Below are 16,106 nucleotides of genomic sequence, written 5' to 3' on the forward strand. Positions count from 1 at the left end.
GTGCCGCACCGGCGGCTCGACCTCGACACCGCGCTGCTGCGCAGCTTCGCCGCCGTCGCCGGCACGCGCAGCTTCACCCGCGCGGCCGCGCTGGTCGGGCGCACCCAGCCGGCGGTGACGCTGCAGATCGCCCGCCTCGAGACGCTGCTGGGGGTGAAGCTGCTGGCGCGCTCCAGCCGCGAGGTGAGCCTGACCCCGGCCGGCGCCGCGCTGCTGCCCATGGCGCGCGAGGTGCTGGACCTGCTCGACGCCGTGCCCGCTGGGCTGGGGGAGGCGGCGGAGGCCGGGGAGGTGCGTTTCGGCTCGCCGGAGGATTTCGCCACCGCCTACCTGCCCGACATCCTGGCCCGCTTCGTCGAGACCCATCCGCGCGTGCACCTGACCACGCATTGCGAACTCACGGTGCGGCTGGAGGAAGGCATGGCGGCCGGCGCCTATGACCTGGTGGTGATCAAGCAGGACCCGCAATCCCTGCCGCCCGGGGCGAGGCCGCTCTGGTGGCGGGAGAAGCTGGTCTGGGCCGCGGCCGGGGAGGCGCCGCGCCTGCCGGCAGGCGAGCCGCTGCCGCTGGTGCTCTCGCCCGAGCCCTGTGTGTATCGCCGCGCCGCGATTCGCGCGCTGGAGGCCGCCGGGCGGCCCTGGAGCGTGGTCTTCACCAGCCCGAGCTTGGCCGGGGCGGCGGCGGCGGTGCGGGCGGGGCTGGGTGTGACGGTGCTGCCGCGCCGGCTGATGCCGCAGGGGCTCGTCCCACTGCCGCGCGGCGCGGGGCTGCCGGCCCTGCCCGATACGGCGATCTGCCTGGTGCTGCGCCCGGGCGCGCCGCCGGCCGCCGAGGCGCTGGCGCGGGCGGTGGAGCAGCGCCTATCGCATTAGCGATGCTTATTGATAACCGGCGAGTTCTCATTGGAAAGGCGAATGTATCTCGGGCATTGGGCGCGCCTCGCGTGACCTTGGAGACCCGCCGTGCCCGGCTTCGACCTGCTCTTCGCCAACCTGCTCTCGCCCATCGTGCTGACCTTCGTGCTGGGTCTCGTCGCCGGCTTCATCCGCAGCGACCTCGAACTGCCGGACGCGGTGCTCAAGCTGATCTCGATCTACCTGCTGTTCTCGATCGGGCTGAGCGGCGGGCGGGAGCTGGCGCAGGCGCCCTTCGGCGAAGTGGCGGGGCTGCTCGCCGCGGGCATGGCGCTGACCATCGCCATCCCGGTCGTGACCTACCTGGTGGTGCGCCGGCTGGGCGGCTTCGACATCGCCAATGCGGCCGCCATCGCGGCGCATTACGGCTCGGTCTCCACCGTCACCTTCTTCGCCGCGCTGAGCTTCGCGCGGGCGATGGGCAACCCGGCGGAGGGCTTCATCACGGCGGTGGTGGCGCTGATGGAATGGGGCGTGGTGGTGGCGCTGATGATTGCGCGCTTTGCCAAGGGCCGTACGAATGGCGGCATGAGCATCCGCGAACTGGTGGCCGACACGCTGCGGGGCCGGGGCATCCTGCTGCTCAGCGGGGGCATGGTGATCGGCGCGCTGGCGGGCGATGCCGGCTGGCGGCAGATCGCCCCCTTCTATGAGCAGCTGTTCCGCGGCTTCCTGATGCTCTTCCTGCTCGAGATGGGCATGACGGCAGCACGGCAGATGAAGGATTTCGCCTCGGTCGGCCGGTTCCTCACGCTGTTTGCCATCGCCGCGCCGCTGGCCTGGGGCAGTGTGGGTGTGCTGGTGGGCCATGCGATCGGCCTGTCGGTGGGCGGGGCCTTCGTGCTGGGCGCGATCTGCGCGAGTGCGAGCTATATCGATGCCCCCGCCGCCTGCCGCGCCGCCCTGCCGGAGGCCAGCCCGGGCATCTACCTCACCGCCTCGCTGGGCGTGACCTTCCCCTTCAACCTGCTGGTGGGCCTGCCGGTCTATTGGCAGCTGGCGCAATGGCTGGCCGGCGGGGGATGAACAACCGTTACGCAATGTCAGGCCCATTGCTTCCGGTTTGGTCATGCGATGCAGCATTTTTTGGCGCGTATGAACATCTTGCAATTCTTTCGCCATGCTGCGATGTGGCGCTTCTGTTGCGGATGTCCCAACGACACCGCCGGGAGACAGGGGAATTCATCGATGAAGTGGTCCATGCTGGCCGCCGCCGCGGCGGCCTTCGTTTCCTTCGGCGCGGCCGATGCGCTGGCCGGGCGCGATCTCGACCAGATCAAGCAGCGCAACACGCTGCGCTGCGGCGTGCAGGGCCCCTCCAACCCCGGCTTCGGCGTGCCCGACAGCCAGGGCCGCTGGGGTGGCTTCAATGTCGAGATCTGCCGCGCCATCGCCATCACCATCTTCGGCGATCCGAACCGGGTCGAGTTCGTGCCGGTGACGACGCAGTCGCGCTTCCCCGCGCTGTCCTCGGGCGAGGTCGACGTGCTGTCCAACAACACGACCTGGACGCTGACGCGCGACACCAACGTCAACCGCTTCAACTTCCCGGCCATCACCTTCTATGACGGCCAGGCCCTGATGGTGCCGCGCCGCCTGAACGTGACCTCGGGCCGCCAGCTGAACGGCGCCACCGTCTGCGTCCAGCCGGGCACGACGACCGAGCTGAACATCTCGGACTTCTTCCGCGCCAACAACATCCGCTTCACCCCGGTGGTGATCGCGGACCTGGACGAGATCCGCCGCGCCTATGACAGCGGCCGCTGCGACGTCTTCACCAACGACTTCGCCGCGCTGGCCGCGCAGCGCACGCTGCTGACCCGCCCGGCGGACCATGTGATCCTGCCCGACCGCCTGTCGAAGGAGCCCCTCGCCGTCACCGTCCGCCAGGGCGATGACGAGCTGGCGAACATCGTGGCCTGGACCACCTTCGCGCTGATCGACGCCGAGGAGATGGGCATCACGGCGGCGAATGTCGAACAGATCGCCGGTTCCTCCACCAACCCGGTGGTGCGCCGCCTGCTCGGCGTCGAGGGCAACATGGGTGAGAGCCTGGGCGCGGCGCGTCCCGACTGGGCCCGCCAGATCATCCGCACCTTCGGCAACTACGGCGAGATCTTCGAGCGCCACCTGGGCGTGAACACGCCGCTCGGCCTCGAGCGCGGCATGAACAACATCTGGACCCGCGGCGGCCTGCTCTACGCCCCGCCGGCCCGCTGATCCCGCGCGGATCCGCAACCGGGGGCGGGCCGCGTGCCCGCCCCCTTCTCGCCCATCCCCCACGGATTTTCCCGCATGAGCAGCACGACGAGCCTCGCCGCGCCGCCGACACGCGGCCTGATTCCGCTGCCCGGGGGCACCACCCGGCGCGGCCTGCTGATCCAGGCGGCGCTGCTGTTCGGCGTGATCGCGCTGGGCTGGTGGTTCTGGTCGAACGCCCAGGCCAACATGGCCGCGCGCGGCCTGCAATTCGGCTTCGGCTTCCTCGAACGCTCCGCCGGCATCCCGATCGGCGAGGCGATGATCGCCTACACGCCCGCCGACAGCTACCAGCGCGCGCTTTCCGTGGGGCTGCTCAACACGCTGCGCGTGGCCATCATCGGCTGCCTGCTCTGCACCGTCTTCGGCGTGCTGCTGGGCCTTGCGCGCCTGTCCACCAACCCGCTGCTGCGTGGCCTGACCGGCGGCTACATCGAGGTCATCCGCAACACGCCGCTGGTGCTGCAGCTGGTGTTCTGGCACGCGGTCATGCTGCAGATGCCCAGCGTGCGGCAGGCGCTGAACCCGCTGCCGGGCGTCTTTCTCAGCCAGCGCGGCCTCAAGATCCCGGCATTGCTGGCCGAGCCCGCGCTCTGGACCTTCCTGTTCGCCATCATCGCCGGGCTGGTCGGCTGGTATGCGCTGCTGCGGCGCGAGCGCGCGCGCCAGGTCGCGACCGGCGAGCGCCGGCCCACCGTGCTGCCCGGCCTTGCCATGCTGCTGGGCTTCCCGGCCCTCGCACTCGCCGCCGGCTTCGTGCCGACGGTGGAGTGGCCGGTCATGGCCGGCTTCAACTTCGAGGGCGGGCTCGCGCTCTCCCCTGAATTCTTCGCCCTGCTCGTCGGCCTCGTGATCTACACCTCCGCCTTCGTGGCGGAGATCGTGCGCAGCGGCATCCAGGCCGTGCATCGCGGCCAGTGGGAAGCGGCGCGCGCGCTCGGCCTGCCGGGCGGGCGGATCATGCGCCTCGTCATCCTGCCGCAGGCGCTGCGCGTCATCATCCCGCCGATGACCAGCCAGTACCTGAACCTGACGAAGAACAGCTCGCTCGCGGTCGTCATCGGCTATCCGGACCTCGTTTCGGTGGCGAATACCTCGATCAACCAGACCGGCCAGGCGATCGAGGTGATCACCATCTTCATGGCCGTCTACCTCGCGCTCAGCCTTGCCACATCGGGGCTGATGAACTGGTACAACGCCCGCGTGGCCTTGAAGGAGCGGTGAGATGAGCACCACCATCGCCCCCCCGGCCGGCCCCGCCTTCGGCGCGCGCCTCACGGCCTTCATCCGCGCCTGCTTCGACGGGCCGCTGAACAGCGCGATCACCATCGCCTGCCTCGTGCTGCTCTACTACGCCGTGCCGCCGGTCTGGGACTGGGCCTTCGCGCGCGCCACCTGGACCGGGACGGCGGCGCAATGCCGCGAGGCGGGCGGCGCCTGCTGGGCCTTCATCCGCGAGAAGTTCTGGTTCTCCATCTTCGGCCTCTACCCCTATGAGCAGCGCTGGCGCCCGGCCTCCATGCTCTCGATCCTGGTGGTGATGGTGCTGCTGAGCACGCAGCGCCGCTTCTGGGGGCGCTGGCTGCTGATCGGCTGGGCGGTGGCCGCCCCGGCCATGCTGGTGCTGATGGCGGGCGGCGTCTTCGGCCTGACGCCGGTGGCCACGCGGCTCTGGGGCGGGCTGTCCATCACCGGCATCATCGCGGTCTATGGCCTGGCGCTGGGCTATCCGCTGGCGATCCTGCTGGCGCTTGGCCGGCGCAGCGAACTCACGCTGGTGCGCTGGTTCTGCACCGCGATCATCGAATGCGTGCGCGGCGTGCCGCTGATCAGCCTGCTGTTCATGGCGGCGATCATGCTGCCGCTCTTCCTGCCGCAGGGCATCACGCTGGATCGCCTGGCGCGCGTGCTGGTCGCCTACACGCTGTTCACGGCCGCCTACATGGCCGAGGTGGTGCGCGGCGGGCTTCAGGCCATGCCCCGCGGCCAGTATGAGGCGGCGGACGCGATCGGCCTGTCCTACTGGCAGAAGATGCGGCTGATCATCCTGCCGCAGGCGCTCACCATCACCATCCCCTCCCAGGTCAACACCTTCATCGGCCTGTTCAAGGACACGACGCTGGTGGTGGTGATCGGCGTGTTCGACTTCTTCACCACGCTGCGCGCCGCGCTTGGCGACCCGCAATGGCTGGGCTTCGCCACCGAGGCCTATGTCTTCGCGGCCTGTGTCTACTTCGTGCTGTGCTTCGCGATGAGCCGATATTCCATGCATCTCGAGACCTCGCTGCGACGCGGCGTGCGCTGAGGCCAGGCGCGGCCGATTTGGCGCGGCGCCCCTCAGGCTGGTAGCCTCCGCGCCGCGTGGTGAGGTGGCAGGTGAAGGACCGGTTGTCGTGACATCGCTCCGTGGGTGGGGCTGGGCGGGCTGCCTGTGACACGCTTCGCGTGGCTGTCGCGCAAGCTCGCCCTCTTCGTCACGCGCCATCGGCGACTGCGGCGAATCGGCGTGGGTGAGGCGCTCTACCGCCTGGAGCCGGAGGATTTCGCCGCCGCGGCCCGGCGGGTGCGCATCATGGCGCTGATCCGGGCCCATGCGCGGGTCGTCCGGCTCGAGGATGGCAGCGCCCTCTGCCGCGTCCTCGGCCGCTACATGATGGTGGTGGACGGCGCCGATCGCGGCCTTGCCGCAGCGCTGATGCTGGAAGGCTTCTGGGAGTACCGCACGGTTGCCTTCATCGCCGCGCAATTGCGGCCGGGGCAGGTGGCGGTCGATGTCGGCGCCAATCAGGGCTTCTTCACGGTGCTCATGGCGGATCTGGTTGGCCCGGCCGGGCGGGTCGAGGCGGTCGAGCCGAATCCGGCCCTGGTCCGGCTCATCGAGCGCAACCTGACGCTGAACAACCTGGCCCCCTGGTCGCGCGTGCATGTCGCCGCGGCTGCCGCGCGCGGTGGCGAGACCCGGCGCCTGCGCTTCGATCTCGCGGATTCGAAGAACGGGCATCTGCTGCCCCCGGGCGTCAGCTACGGCGACAGCCCCATCGGCACGATGCATGAGGTGACGGTGGACACCGTCGCGCTGGATGATCTGGTGCCGGGCCCGGTGGATTTCGTGAAGGTCGATGTGGAGGGCGCAGAGGAGGCCGCCTGGGCCGGCATGCAGCGTCTGCTCGACCGCAGCCCGGGCGTGATCCTTCTGCTGGAATTCAACCGCGCGCGCTGCGCGGATCCCGCCGGCCTGCTCGCGGCCATCGGCGGGCGCTTCCCGCTGCGTGAATTGCGTGCCGACATACGCGCGGTGCCGGTGACGATCCCAGATCTGCTCGCGCGGGAGGGCGATACGCAGCTGGTGCTCACCCGGCGCGAACTGCGTCGGCGTTTCTGGTAGAGCAGGGCCGGGTTCACGCCAGCCTGAAGGAGTTCCCGATGCCGGGCCGCCTTGCCGATCTTCTCGCCCTGCCCGAACGCCTGACGCGGCTCGAGCAGCAGCTGGAGGCGCTGACCGCGCTGGTCGCCGCGCGCAGCGCCCCGCCGTCGCTGAGCCGCAGCGTCTATCTGGGCGAGCACACTGCGCTGGCGATGCTGGAGGGCCGGCTGCCGATCTTCGTCGATACGCGAAGCTCCGACATCGCGCCGCATCTGCTGCTGCAAGGAAGCTGGGAGCCGGAGGCGCTGCGCGTCTTCCGCCGCCTGCTGCGGCCGGGCGATCTTGCGCTCGACCTCGGCGCGCATGTCGGCGTCTATGCCCTCAGCGCGGCCGCGATCGTGGGCCCCGCCGGGCGCGTCCATGCGTTCGAGCCCAACCCGCGCAGCGCAGCCCTGCTGCGGCGCTCGCTGGCGGTGAATGGCTTCGCTGGCTTCGCGGAGGTGCATCTGCTGGCGGCGGGGGCGGCGGCAGGCGCCTCCACCATGATGATCCGGCCCGAATACGAGGGCGGCGGCTTTCTCGACCTTGCCATGCCCTCCGTCGTGCCGCGCGCGGATGGCTTCCAGACGCTGACGGTGCGGGTGGTCGCCCTCGACACGCTCTTCCCCGATGCCGAGACCCGGCTCGGTGTCGCCAAGCTCGACATCGAGGGGATGGAAGGCCCGGCACTGCTGGGGATGCGCCGGTTGCTGGAACGCTCGCCCGAGGCGCGGCTGATGCTGGAATGGGCCCCCGCGATGCTGGCGGGCCAGGGCATGCCGGCGCCGGAACTGGCAGCCTTCCTGCAGGGGCTGGGCTTCCGCTTCTGGCAGATCGGGGCCGAGGCGCAGCTGGTTGGCCTGCCGGCGGAGGAACTTGCCGCCTGGCAGGGCGGCATCCGCAATATCGTGGCCGCCCGGGGCGAGCCGCCCTGGGATGCCGCATAGGGCAGTCCGCGTTCCAGGGGACGCCGTTGCCATCCGCCGATTGACGGCGCGGCGGCAGGATCGAGGCCGCGAGATCTGCTCGCGTCCTACTCTTCCGCGGGGCGCGACAGCAGTTCCGGCAGCGGCCAGCTGACGGCGTGGCCCTGCCAGGGCGGCGGCGGTTCCTGCCCCGCCGCCCGCAGATCCTCCCATGTGACAACGCGCAGGGAGAGCGGTGGCCGCGCAAGGTGGAAGGCGATGCCGGAGGCCGCCGATCCTGGCGGCAGCGCCGGAATCTGCGCCTGGTCGCCCGGTGGGCCTGGCGGCACCAGCACGGGCGGGTCGATCGCCCCGGGCGGCAGGGCACCACAATTCGCCGCGCCGATCGGGCAGGCGTTGAAGCGGTAGGCGCCGTTGCCGCCGGACAGCCCGACGGTTTCGGCCGCAGCGGCGCCGGCCACGCCGCCGACGCTGCCCAGCAGGAAGGCGCTGCTGCCGGTTCCCAGCAGGCCCAGCCGGCCTGCCTCCACCACCCCAAGGGCGGGGCCGGAATCGAGCAGCAGGAACACCGCCGAGTCAGGGGCCGTGAGATCCAGCACCACCGGCCCGCCCGGCGCATTGCGCGCGGGGCCGAAATCCGCGAGCTGGGTCGGCTGCTGCTCCGCTGGCAGGCCCGGGACGTCCGGAAGGACGCCGGAGGGCAGCGTGACGAGGCCGGCGGCGCGGGAATCCACCATCAGCACCGGCGCGCCGCCCGGGTTCAGCGCGGTGAGGCTGCTGCGCTGCCCGCCGGCGAGGCCCAGCGGCGTGGCGAGCAGCACCGCGCGCCCCGCGGTCAGCTGGACGCCATCCAGCGTCATCGGCTGGGCCGCTGCGAGCAGGATGGTCTCGCCCGTCACCGGCCCGGCAACGATCAGCGCCTCGGTGCTGCGAAGCGCGAAGTCGCCCCGTGCGAAGCCGTGACTCAGCCGGGCGATGGCGTTGCCGCCCCCCTGCAGGGCCACGGCCCCCAGCGGCGCCTCGACCCGCAGGGCGCCCGCGACCTGCAGGGTTCCCCCCGGCTCCTGGCCGATGTCCCCGGCCTGTGCCAAGAGGCTCGCCGAGCCCGCCGTCACGGGTGCGAAGACGCCGAGGCTCTCGGCAGACAGCGCCAGCGCCCCGGTGATCGTCAGCGGCTCCACCACCATGAGCGGCGCCTCGCTCACCAGGGTCAGCGCCTGCGCACGCCCGCCCAGGGCGGGCACCACATGGCCCGGCCCGTCGAGCGTCACCGCGCCGAGCGAGTCGAGCGTGAGCCGCGCGCTCCGCAGGGCGCCGCCGCTGTCTTGCACCAGGCCCTGCGGCAGGGTCAGCCCGATGGCAGGGGCGGAGATCAGCCCCCCCAGCCGCAGCGCCGCGGCCCCGGCATGGGTGAACAGGAAGGCGCCCTGCGCGCCGCCTTCGCCCAGCGCAGCGACGGCATTGCCGGCTCCGTCAAGCTGCACCTCGGCATTGAGCGATCGTGCCTCCAGCCGTGCCGCCGTGACGGGGGCGCCGCTGGCCGCCTGGCGCAGCGTGTCACCGGCCAGCAGCGCCATGGTGCCGCCGGCGCTGACCGGCCCGGAGAGCGCCATGGTCCCCAGCGTGAACAGCCGCACATCGCCCGCCGCGCTGACGCCCCGCAGGTTCGGCAGGACGTTCGCGCCATCGGCCAGCAGCACCGAGCCGGCAGAGGCGTGCGCCTCCAGTATCCGGGCCGACAGCACGGCGCCGGGCAGTTGCAGCAGGTCGAAGCGCGAGGCCAGCCGCGCGCGGGGCACGGTGATGGCGTCGGTCAAGGTCAGGCCTGACAGGGTGCTGAAGTCGAGCCCGCCCGGCGCGATCATGCGGCCAAGCTGTGTCACGCGGTTGCCGGCGGAGAGATCGATGCGCCCCCCGGCGAAGGCCTCCAGCCGGTTCGCCTCGATCGCTGGCCCGGCGGCCACCTGCAACAGGTCGCCCCCCGCGGTAAGTGCGACGTCGGGCGCCGCGATCGCGCCGAGGCTCGGGCTGCCGGTGGTGGCGATGCGGAACTCGAACAGTGCGCTGCCGGCCACGGCCGCCAGCGCATTGCCGCTCGCCTCCAGCCGCACCGACCCCTGCGGGGAGAGCGCTGTCAGGCTCGGCGCGGCAATCGTGCCGCCGGCCAGTTGGGCGATATCGCCGGCCGCGGCGAAGAGGTCCATCGCGCGCCCGGCCCGCAGGGTGGCGCCGATCTCGATCGCCCCGGCGCCGAGGCTCAGGTCGCGTCCCGCATCCAGCGCGCCGCGCACGCCGAGCGGGCCCGTGCTCGCCAGGCGCAGGTCGCGCAGCGCGCCGGCGCCGCCGAGCGTGCCGAAGCTGTTGCCCGGCTGGTCCAGCACGACGTCCCCGCCCAGCGCCGTCACGCTAAGTCGCTCCACGCCGATGCTGCTGCCGCTGGCCTGGCTGATCGCGCCCGTTGCGCTCAGCACGAGGCTCTGCGCGGTGACCGCGCCCCTGACCTCCAGATCGCCCTGGGTGGCGAGGTTCAGCGCGCCACCCACGCTGGCGGCGTCCAGCACCCCGATGCGGTTCGCCGGGTCGTCCAGGAAGGCGGCACCGCCGACCACGCGCAGCCGCAGGGTGCCGGCGGTGAGAATCCCACCCTGATCCTGCGCCACCTCCCCGGCGAGGCGCAGATCGACGACATCGGCCGCGATCGGCCCGGAGAGCAGCAGATCGCCCCCGGCATCGACCACGAAACGGTCCCGCGCCCCGCCCAGCAGCGCCCCGATGCTGTTGAGCGGCCCATCCAGCAGCACCGAGCCCTCGGGGGCGCGCACGGCGAGATCCGGGCTGGTGAGGCGCGCCGTTGCAGGGTCCTGGCTGAGCGATCCGCCCTGCACGGTCAGCGTGATCTGCCCGCCCGTCACCTCGCCCGTGATGTTCAGGTCGCCCTGCGCCGTCAGCGACAGGCCGCGCGGGACCAGGGACTGGCCGAGGCTGGTGATCCGGTTGCCCGCGCCGGTCAGGTTCACCCGCCCGAGCGGCGCTTCCAGCGCCAGCGTCCCGGCGGTGATCCCCGCCCCGGTCGCGGCCTGGGTGGTGCCGCGCAGCGCCTCCAGCAGCAGGGTATTGCTGGCGTGGAGCGGGGCGTTGAGCGTCAGCAGCCCGGTTGGCCCGAGTCGGATGAGCGGCGCGGTGATGGCGCCATCCACGACCAGCGGCGTGGTGGTGGAGACATCGAAGCCCGTGGCCCCGCCGCCACCGGCCAGGGCACGGATGACGTTCGTGCCGGCGTTGAGCCGCACCGCGCCGCCGCTGCTCTCGGCGAACAGCGTGCCGGCCAGCACCCGCGCGCCCGAGGCGTCCTGGAAGATGTCGCCCGCCGAGCGCAGGGTCAGGTCGCCCGTCACCGTCACCGGGCGGTTGATGCGGATACCCTCCCCGGGCAGGGCGGCGGCATTCGTGGTCTCGAGGGTCAGCGGGCCCTGCGGCTTGTTGATGGCGGCCTCGACGATGATCGTGCGCTCGGCCTGCAGGGTGAGCGCGCCGGTGGTCGCGTTGATGCTGGCCGCGGTCACTTCGGCGGGTTCGGCGGTGCCCGAGAGGCTTGAGACCACCCGCAGCGTCGCTGGGTCGATGAGCACCGAGGCGGCTTCCATCGCGCCATCGATGGCGAGCGCGCCGCGCGAGGAGACCTCGACCGTGCCGCGATCGGCGGCAAGGCGCCCGTGATGGGCGGTGCGGGTGGCGCTGTGCAGGATGACCTCGCCGCCTGGCCCATCGGCGCGGGCCGCGGCGCCGCGTTCCACCGTGGCCCGGCCGGCCAGGCGCTGCGGCACGCCGGGGCGGGATTCCGCGCCGCCGCCGATCACCACCCGCCCGCCGCCGCCGCTTGCGTCGAGGATGCCCCCGGTGGCGAGCCGCACCTCGCCGGTCGCGGTGGCGGCGATGCGGCCGCTGGCGGCCTGCACCGTGCCGTCGATGCGCACCCCGCCGCCGCTCGCCTGCAGGGCAACCTGCCCGCCCGGGGCGGCGATCTCCCCCCCCGCGAGGACCAGCGTCTCGAGCACGCCGGAGGCCGCGTGGGCGCTGAGCAGCACGGACCCGCCCGCGGCCTCGATGCGTCCCGCATTCGTCACCAGCGCGACACCCCCGCCCGGATCCGCCTGCACCTGGCGCGTGACATCGATGCGCAGCAGCCCGTCGCCGGCGAGGTCCAGCGCGAAGCCCTCCGCCCCGCCGGCCATCGCCACGCGGCCGAGCTGGGCGCGGATGGTGCCCGCATTGGCGACGCTCGGGCCGACCAGCGCGGCCAGCCCCTGCTCGCGCACCGTGATGGTGCCGCGATTCTCGATCCGCGCGCCGGGCTGGGGGCGGCCGTCGAAGGCCATGCGCCCGGCCATGAAGTTCTGGTTGGTGATGTCGGAACCCGTGGCGATCAGCGCGCCCACATCGACCTGCGCGCCCTGGTGGAAGACCACGCCGGCCGGGTTGACCAGCGCCACCCCGCCATTGGAGGTCACGCGCCCCGCGATGGCGGAGGGCGCGCCCCCGGTGACCCGCTGCAGGGACCAGGATTGCGCGCTCGGCTGGCGGATATCCACCTGGTGCCCGGCACCGACATCGAAGCCCTGCCATTGGATGATGGCGCGGTTCGAGGATTGCGCGATGTCGGTCCGGCCGGGCGATTGCGTGATCCGCGCCGCACCCGCCACCACCTGCCCGCCCTGCGGCGATTGCCCGGCGGCGGGCAGGGGCAGCACGAGGGCAGCGGCGGCAAGCAGGGCGCGGCGGCGGGACATCGGACCATTCTGCAACGCGGGAAATGCAACCGAAAGCTGAATTTTCCTGCTCTATTTTCGCGCAATCGTAAATCAACCGCCCCCTGGTGCCGTCCGGCGCGGCGCGCCAGACTGACCAGCCGAGGGAGAGACGCATGGATGTGTTCGAGGCGCTGGCGACGCGCCGCAGCTTGCGCGGCTTTCGGCCCGATCCCGTGCCGCGCGCCACCATCGAGGCCATCCTCGCCGCCGCCGCCCGCGCGCCCTCGGGCTCCAACGTCCAGCCCTGGCAGGTGCGCGTGACCATGGGCGCCGAGAAGGCCCGCCTGTCCGCCGCCCTGCGCGCCGCCCATGACGCCGGCGCGAACGTGCCGCGCGAGTATCAATACTACCCGCGCCACTGGCGCGAGCCCTATCTGGCGCGGCGGCGCAAGGTGGGCTGGGACCTGTATCGCCTGGCGGGCGTGGCGCGCGGCGATGTCGCGGCCGGGCACGCGCAGCGCGCGCGGAACTTCGACTTCTTCGGCGCGCCGGTCGGCCTGTTCTTCCTGATCGACCGGGACCTCGAGCAGGGCAGCTGGCTCGACTACGGCATGTTCCTGCAATCGGTGATGCTCGCCGCGCGCGGCCATGGCCTCGACACCTGCGCGCAGGCGGCCTTCTGCGACCACCATGACGTGGTGCGGCGCGAACTCGGCCTGGGCGAGGATCGCGCGCTGGTCTGCGGCATGTCCTTGGGTGTGGCCGATGAGTCCGACCCGGTGAACGCCCTGGTGAGCGAGCGCGCGCCGCTGTCCGACTTCGTGACCTTCGGGCCGGAGGCGTGAGCCCCGCGCCCGCCATGCCCGAACCCGACAGCCGCGCCGCCTGGATCCGGCTGGCGGCCATCGTCGCCCTCTCCACCCTCGGCGGGGCGGGCATGTGGACCGTGGTGGTGACGCTGCCCTATGTGCAGGCCGAGTTCGGGGTGAGCCGGGCCGAGGCCTCGCTGCCCTACACGCTCACCATGCTCGGCTTCGGGGCGGGCGGCATCCTGATGGGGCGGCTGGCCGACCGGTTCGGGGTCATGGTGCCGCTGCTGGGTGGCACGGTGATGCTCGCACTGGGCTATGTCGCGGCCGGCTTCTCGACCAGCCTGCTGATGTTCGCCCTCACCCAGGGGGTGCTGATCGGGCTGCTGGGCTCCTCGGCCGCCTTCGGGCCGTTGATGGCCGAGGCCTCGCTCTGGTTCCGTCGCCGGCGCGGCATCGCGGTGGCCCTGGCGGCCTCGGGCAACTACCTCGCCGGGGCGGTCTGGCCGCCGATCCTGAACGTGCTGATCGGCGTGCAGGGCTGGCGCATGGCGCATGTGACGGTGGGGCTGGCGTTGCTGGTCTGCATGCTGCCGCTGGCCCTGCTGCTGCGCGGGCGTGCCCCCGGGACGGGCGCGCATGCGGCCCCGCGCGGCGCCGCTGGCGCGACAGCCGCGCGGCCGCTCGGGATGTCGCCCAACATGCTGACCGTGCTGCTCTGCGTCGCGGGGATCGGCTGCTGCGTGGCGATGGCGATGCCGCAGGTGCATATCGTCGCCTATTGCAGCGACCTGGGCTACGGCGTGGCGCGGGGGACGGAGATGCTGAGCCTGATGCTGCTGTGCGGCATCATCTCCCGCCTCGGGTCGGGCCTGATCGCGGATCGGATCGGCGGGCTGGCGACGCTGCTGCTGGGTTCGGTGCTGCAGGCGGTGGCGCTGGGCTTCTACCTGTTCTTCGACAGCCTCGTGTCGCTCTACCTGATCTCGGCCCTATTCGGCCTGTTCCAGGGCGGCATCGTGCCTTCCTACGCCGTGATCGTGCGCGAGCATTTCCCGGCCGGCGAGGTCGCCACCCGGGTCGGCATCGCCCTGATGGCGACGCTGGTCGGCATGGCGCTCGGCGGGTGGCTCTCGGGCCTGGTCTTCGACGTCACCGGCAGCTACGCGGCTGCCTTCCTCAACGGCATCGCCTGGAATGCGATGAACATCATGATCATCGCGCCGCTGCTGCTGCGCAGCCGGCGCCGCCGGGCGTGAGGGCAGCGCGGCTCAGCTGAGCGGCCCGGCTGCGTGCTTCGTATAGGCGGGATGGGCCAGCAGCCGGTCATACCAGCCGCGCAGGGCGGGCATCGGCTGGCGCTCGATCGGCATGGTGAACCAGCGATGGACGTAGATGCCCAGCGCGATGTCGGCGATCGTCATGGCCTCGCCGCACAGGAAGGGACGGTCCTGGAGCTGACGATCCACCATGGCCCAGAGGGTGTTCGCCTCGGCCAGCGCCTTGTGGGTGGCGGGCCAGTCGCGCTCGGCCTCGGGCGTGCGGACATAGGTGAAGAAGACCACCGTCATCGGGCGGTTCAGCGCGCTGGTCTGCCAATCCATCCAGCGATCGCAATTCGCCGCCGCGCGCAGATCCGCGGGGTAGATGCCATGGCCCGGCGCGCGGGAGCGGGCGAGGTAGCGCAGGATGGCGTTGCTCTCCCACAGCGTGAAGCCATCGGGTTCCTCGATGGTGGGCACCAGGGCGTTGGGGTTCTTCGCCAGGTAGTCGGGCTCCTTCGTGCGGCCGAAGGCGCCGCCGGCATCGATGCGCTCGAAGGCAATGCCCAGCGTGTCGCAGAGCACCAGCACCTTCATCACGTTGGAGGAATTGGCTCGGCCCCAGATGCGCAGCATGGCGTTCCCTTTCTCGCGGTGGGGGGAGGGTAGCAGCGTGGCGGGCGGGGTCCAGTTGCGGCGCGGCGCGGGCGGGGCGATCCTGCTTCCATGCCCTTCGCGCTCATCGTCCTCATCCTGGCCGCTGCCGCGCCCCTGCTGGCGCGGGGCAGCGAGATCTGGCCCGGCCTCGCGCCCTGTGCGCTCTGCCTGTGGCAGCGCTGGCCATATTGGGTGGCGGTGGGGCTGGCCGCCCTGGCGCTGGCCCTGCCCGGTCGCGCGCGGGCCTGGGCCTTGCGCGCGGCGGGGCTGGCGGTGCTCGGTTCGGCCGCCATCGCCGCGCTGCATGTGGGGGTGGAGTTCGGCTGGTGGCCCTCGCCCTTGCCGGCCTGCCAGGCGCCGCAGGTGGGGGCGGGGGTCAGCGTCGATGACCTGCTGCGCAGCCTCAACCCGACGCCCGCCAAGCCCTGCGACGAGCCCGCCTATCTGATTCCGGGCCTGCCCCTTTCCATGGCGCAGATGAACCTGATCTATGCGCTGGCGCTGGCCGGATTCGTGTTCCGCGGCGCCGCCCGCGGCGCAAGCCGCGACGCCGCTGTGAGGAGAGCCTGATGCCCGAGACCGCCGAACGCCGCCTGCCCGGCGACCCCACGCCGCGTGAGTATGTGGCGCGCACCATCCGCGTGGACCATGCCGGCGAATACGGCGCGAAGCGCATCTACCAGGGCCAGCGCGCCGTGCTCGGCCGCACCAAATACGGCCCCGTGCTGCAGCACATGCAGGAACAGGAGCAGGTGCACCTCGACACCTTCGCCGCGCTGATCGCCAAGCGCCGCGTGCGCCCCACCGCGCTGCTGCCGATCTGGCATGTGGCGGGCTTCGTGCTCGGCGCGGGCACCGCCCTGCTCGGCCATCGCGCCGCCATGGCCTGCACCGTGGCGGTGGAGGAGGCGATCGATGAGCATTACCGCGCCCAGGCCGAGACGCTGGGCGATGACGAGGCCGAGCTGCGCGCCGATATCGAGCGCTTCCGCGCCGAGGAGCTGGAGCACCGCGACATCGGCCTGGCGAACGAGGCCGAGCTGGCCCCCGCCTACAAGCTGCTGAGCGCGGCCATCAAGGCGGGGTGCAAGGTGGCGATCAAGGTGAGCGAGCGGGTCTGAACCCCG

13 protein-coding genes are annotated in these 16,106 nt (G+C 72.1%); 11 read left to right on the forward strand and 2 right to left on the reverse strand.

Annotated features, from left to right (window positions below; translation table 11 throughout):
- From AC2D9U_RS10030 to AC2D9U_RS10060, 7 genes are all read left to right on the forward strand, one after another.
- Positions 1–873 carry a LysR substrate-binding domain-containing protein gene (locus tag AC2D9U_RS10030; protein ID WP_484748428.1) on the forward strand — a complete coding sequence of 291 codons (873 nt, stop codon included), beginning with the start codon at positions 1–3 and terminating at the stop codon, positions 871–873.
- Between the two features lie 90 nt (positions 874–963).
- On the forward strand, positions 964–1,941 hold the full coding sequence (locus AC2D9U_RS10035) for a sodium-dependent bicarbonate transport family permease (protein WP_484748430.1): 978 nt from the start codon (positions 964–966) through the stop codon (positions 1,939–1,941).
- A 162-nt stretch (positions 1,942–2,103) separates the two neighbouring features.
- Positions 2,104–3,135, forward strand: coding sequence for an amino acid ABC transporter substrate-binding protein (locus AC2D9U_RS10040; protein ID WP_484748432.1), 1,032 nt, complete (start codon positions 2,104–2,106; stop codon positions 3,133–3,135).
- Positions 3,136–3,210: 75 nt separating this feature from the next.
- Positions 3,211–4,398, forward strand: coding sequence for an amino acid ABC transporter permease (locus tag AC2D9U_RS10045; RefSeq protein ID WP_484748433.1), 1,188 nt, complete (start codon positions 3,211–3,213; stop codon positions 4,396–4,398).
- Between the two features lies 1 nt (position 4,399).
- On the forward strand, positions 4,400–5,479 hold the full coding sequence (locus AC2D9U_RS10050; RefSeq protein WP_484748435.1) for an amino acid ABC transporter permease: 1,080 nt from the start codon (positions 4,400–4,402) through the stop codon (positions 5,477–5,479).
- A 126-nt stretch (positions 5,480–5,605) separates the two neighbouring features.
- Positions 5,606–6,559 carry an FkbM family methyltransferase gene (locus AC2D9U_RS10055; RefSeq protein WP_484748437.1) on the forward strand — a complete coding sequence of 318 codons (954 nt, stop codon included), beginning with the start codon at positions 5,606–5,608 and terminating at the stop codon, positions 6,557–6,559.
- Positions 6,560–6,597: 38 nt separating this feature from the next.
- Positions 6,598–7,524 (forward strand): FkbM family methyltransferase, encoded by a 927-nt coding sequence (locus tag AC2D9U_RS10060; RefSeq protein WP_484748439.1) that lies wholly within the window; start codon positions 6,598–6,600, stop codon positions 7,522–7,524.
- Between the two features lie 86 nt (positions 7,525–7,610).
- Here the strand turns inward: AC2D9U_RS10060 and AC2D9U_RS10065 are convergent, their stop codons facing one another.
- Positions 7,611–12,290 carry a two-partner secretion domain-containing protein gene (locus AC2D9U_RS10065; protein WP_484748442.1) on the reverse strand — a complete coding sequence of 1,560 codons (4,680 nt, stop codon included), beginning with the start codon at positions 12,288–12,290 and terminating at the stop codon, positions 7,611–7,613.
- A gap of 134 nt (positions 12,291–12,424) precedes the next feature.
- Between AC2D9U_RS10065 and AC2D9U_RS10070 the strand changes: the two genes are divergently transcribed.
- Both AC2D9U_RS10070 and AC2D9U_RS10075 read left to right on the forward strand, forming a co-directional pair.
- Complete coding sequence (locus AC2D9U_RS10070) at positions 12,425–13,096, forward strand: nitroreductase (protein ID WP_484748443.1); 672 nt, start codon at positions 12,425–12,427, stop codon at positions 13,094–13,096.
- Positions 13,093–14,319 (forward strand): MFS transporter, encoded by a 1,227-nt coding sequence (locus AC2D9U_RS10075; RefSeq protein WP_484748444.1) that lies wholly within the window; start codon positions 13,093–13,095, stop codon positions 14,317–14,319. Before AC2D9U_RS10070 ends, AC2D9U_RS10075 begins: the two co-directional genes overlap by 4 nt.
- A 12-nt stretch (positions 14,320–14,331) precedes the next feature.
- Here the strand turns inward: AC2D9U_RS10075 and AC2D9U_RS10080 are convergent, their stop codons facing one another.
- A complete protein-coding gene (locus tag AC2D9U_RS10080; RefSeq protein WP_484748445.1) occupies positions 14,332–14,958 on the reverse strand; it encodes a glutathione S-transferase family protein in 627 nt (208 codons plus the stop codon).
- A 90-nt stretch (positions 14,959–15,048) separates the two neighbouring features.
- Between AC2D9U_RS10080 and AC2D9U_RS10085 the strand changes: the two genes are divergently transcribed.
- Both AC2D9U_RS10085 and AC2D9U_RS10090 read left to right on the forward strand, forming a co-directional pair.
- Positions 15,049–15,549 carry a disulfide bond formation protein B gene (locus AC2D9U_RS10085; RefSeq protein WP_484748447.1) on the forward strand — a complete coding sequence of 167 codons (501 nt, stop codon included), beginning with the start codon at positions 15,049–15,051 and terminating at the stop codon, positions 15,547–15,549.
- Positions 15,549–16,100, forward strand: a complete 552-nt coding sequence (locus AC2D9U_RS10090) for a demethoxyubiquinone hydroxylase family protein (RefSeq protein ID WP_484748449.1) — start codon at positions 15,549–15,551, stop codon at positions 16,098–16,100. The genes AC2D9U_RS10085 and AC2D9U_RS10090 overlap by 1 nt, the downstream gene beginning before the upstream one ends.
- The last annotated feature ends 6 nt before the right edge of the window (positions 16,101–16,106 follow it).

Source organism: Roseomonas sp. TF40, assembly GCF_057219975.1.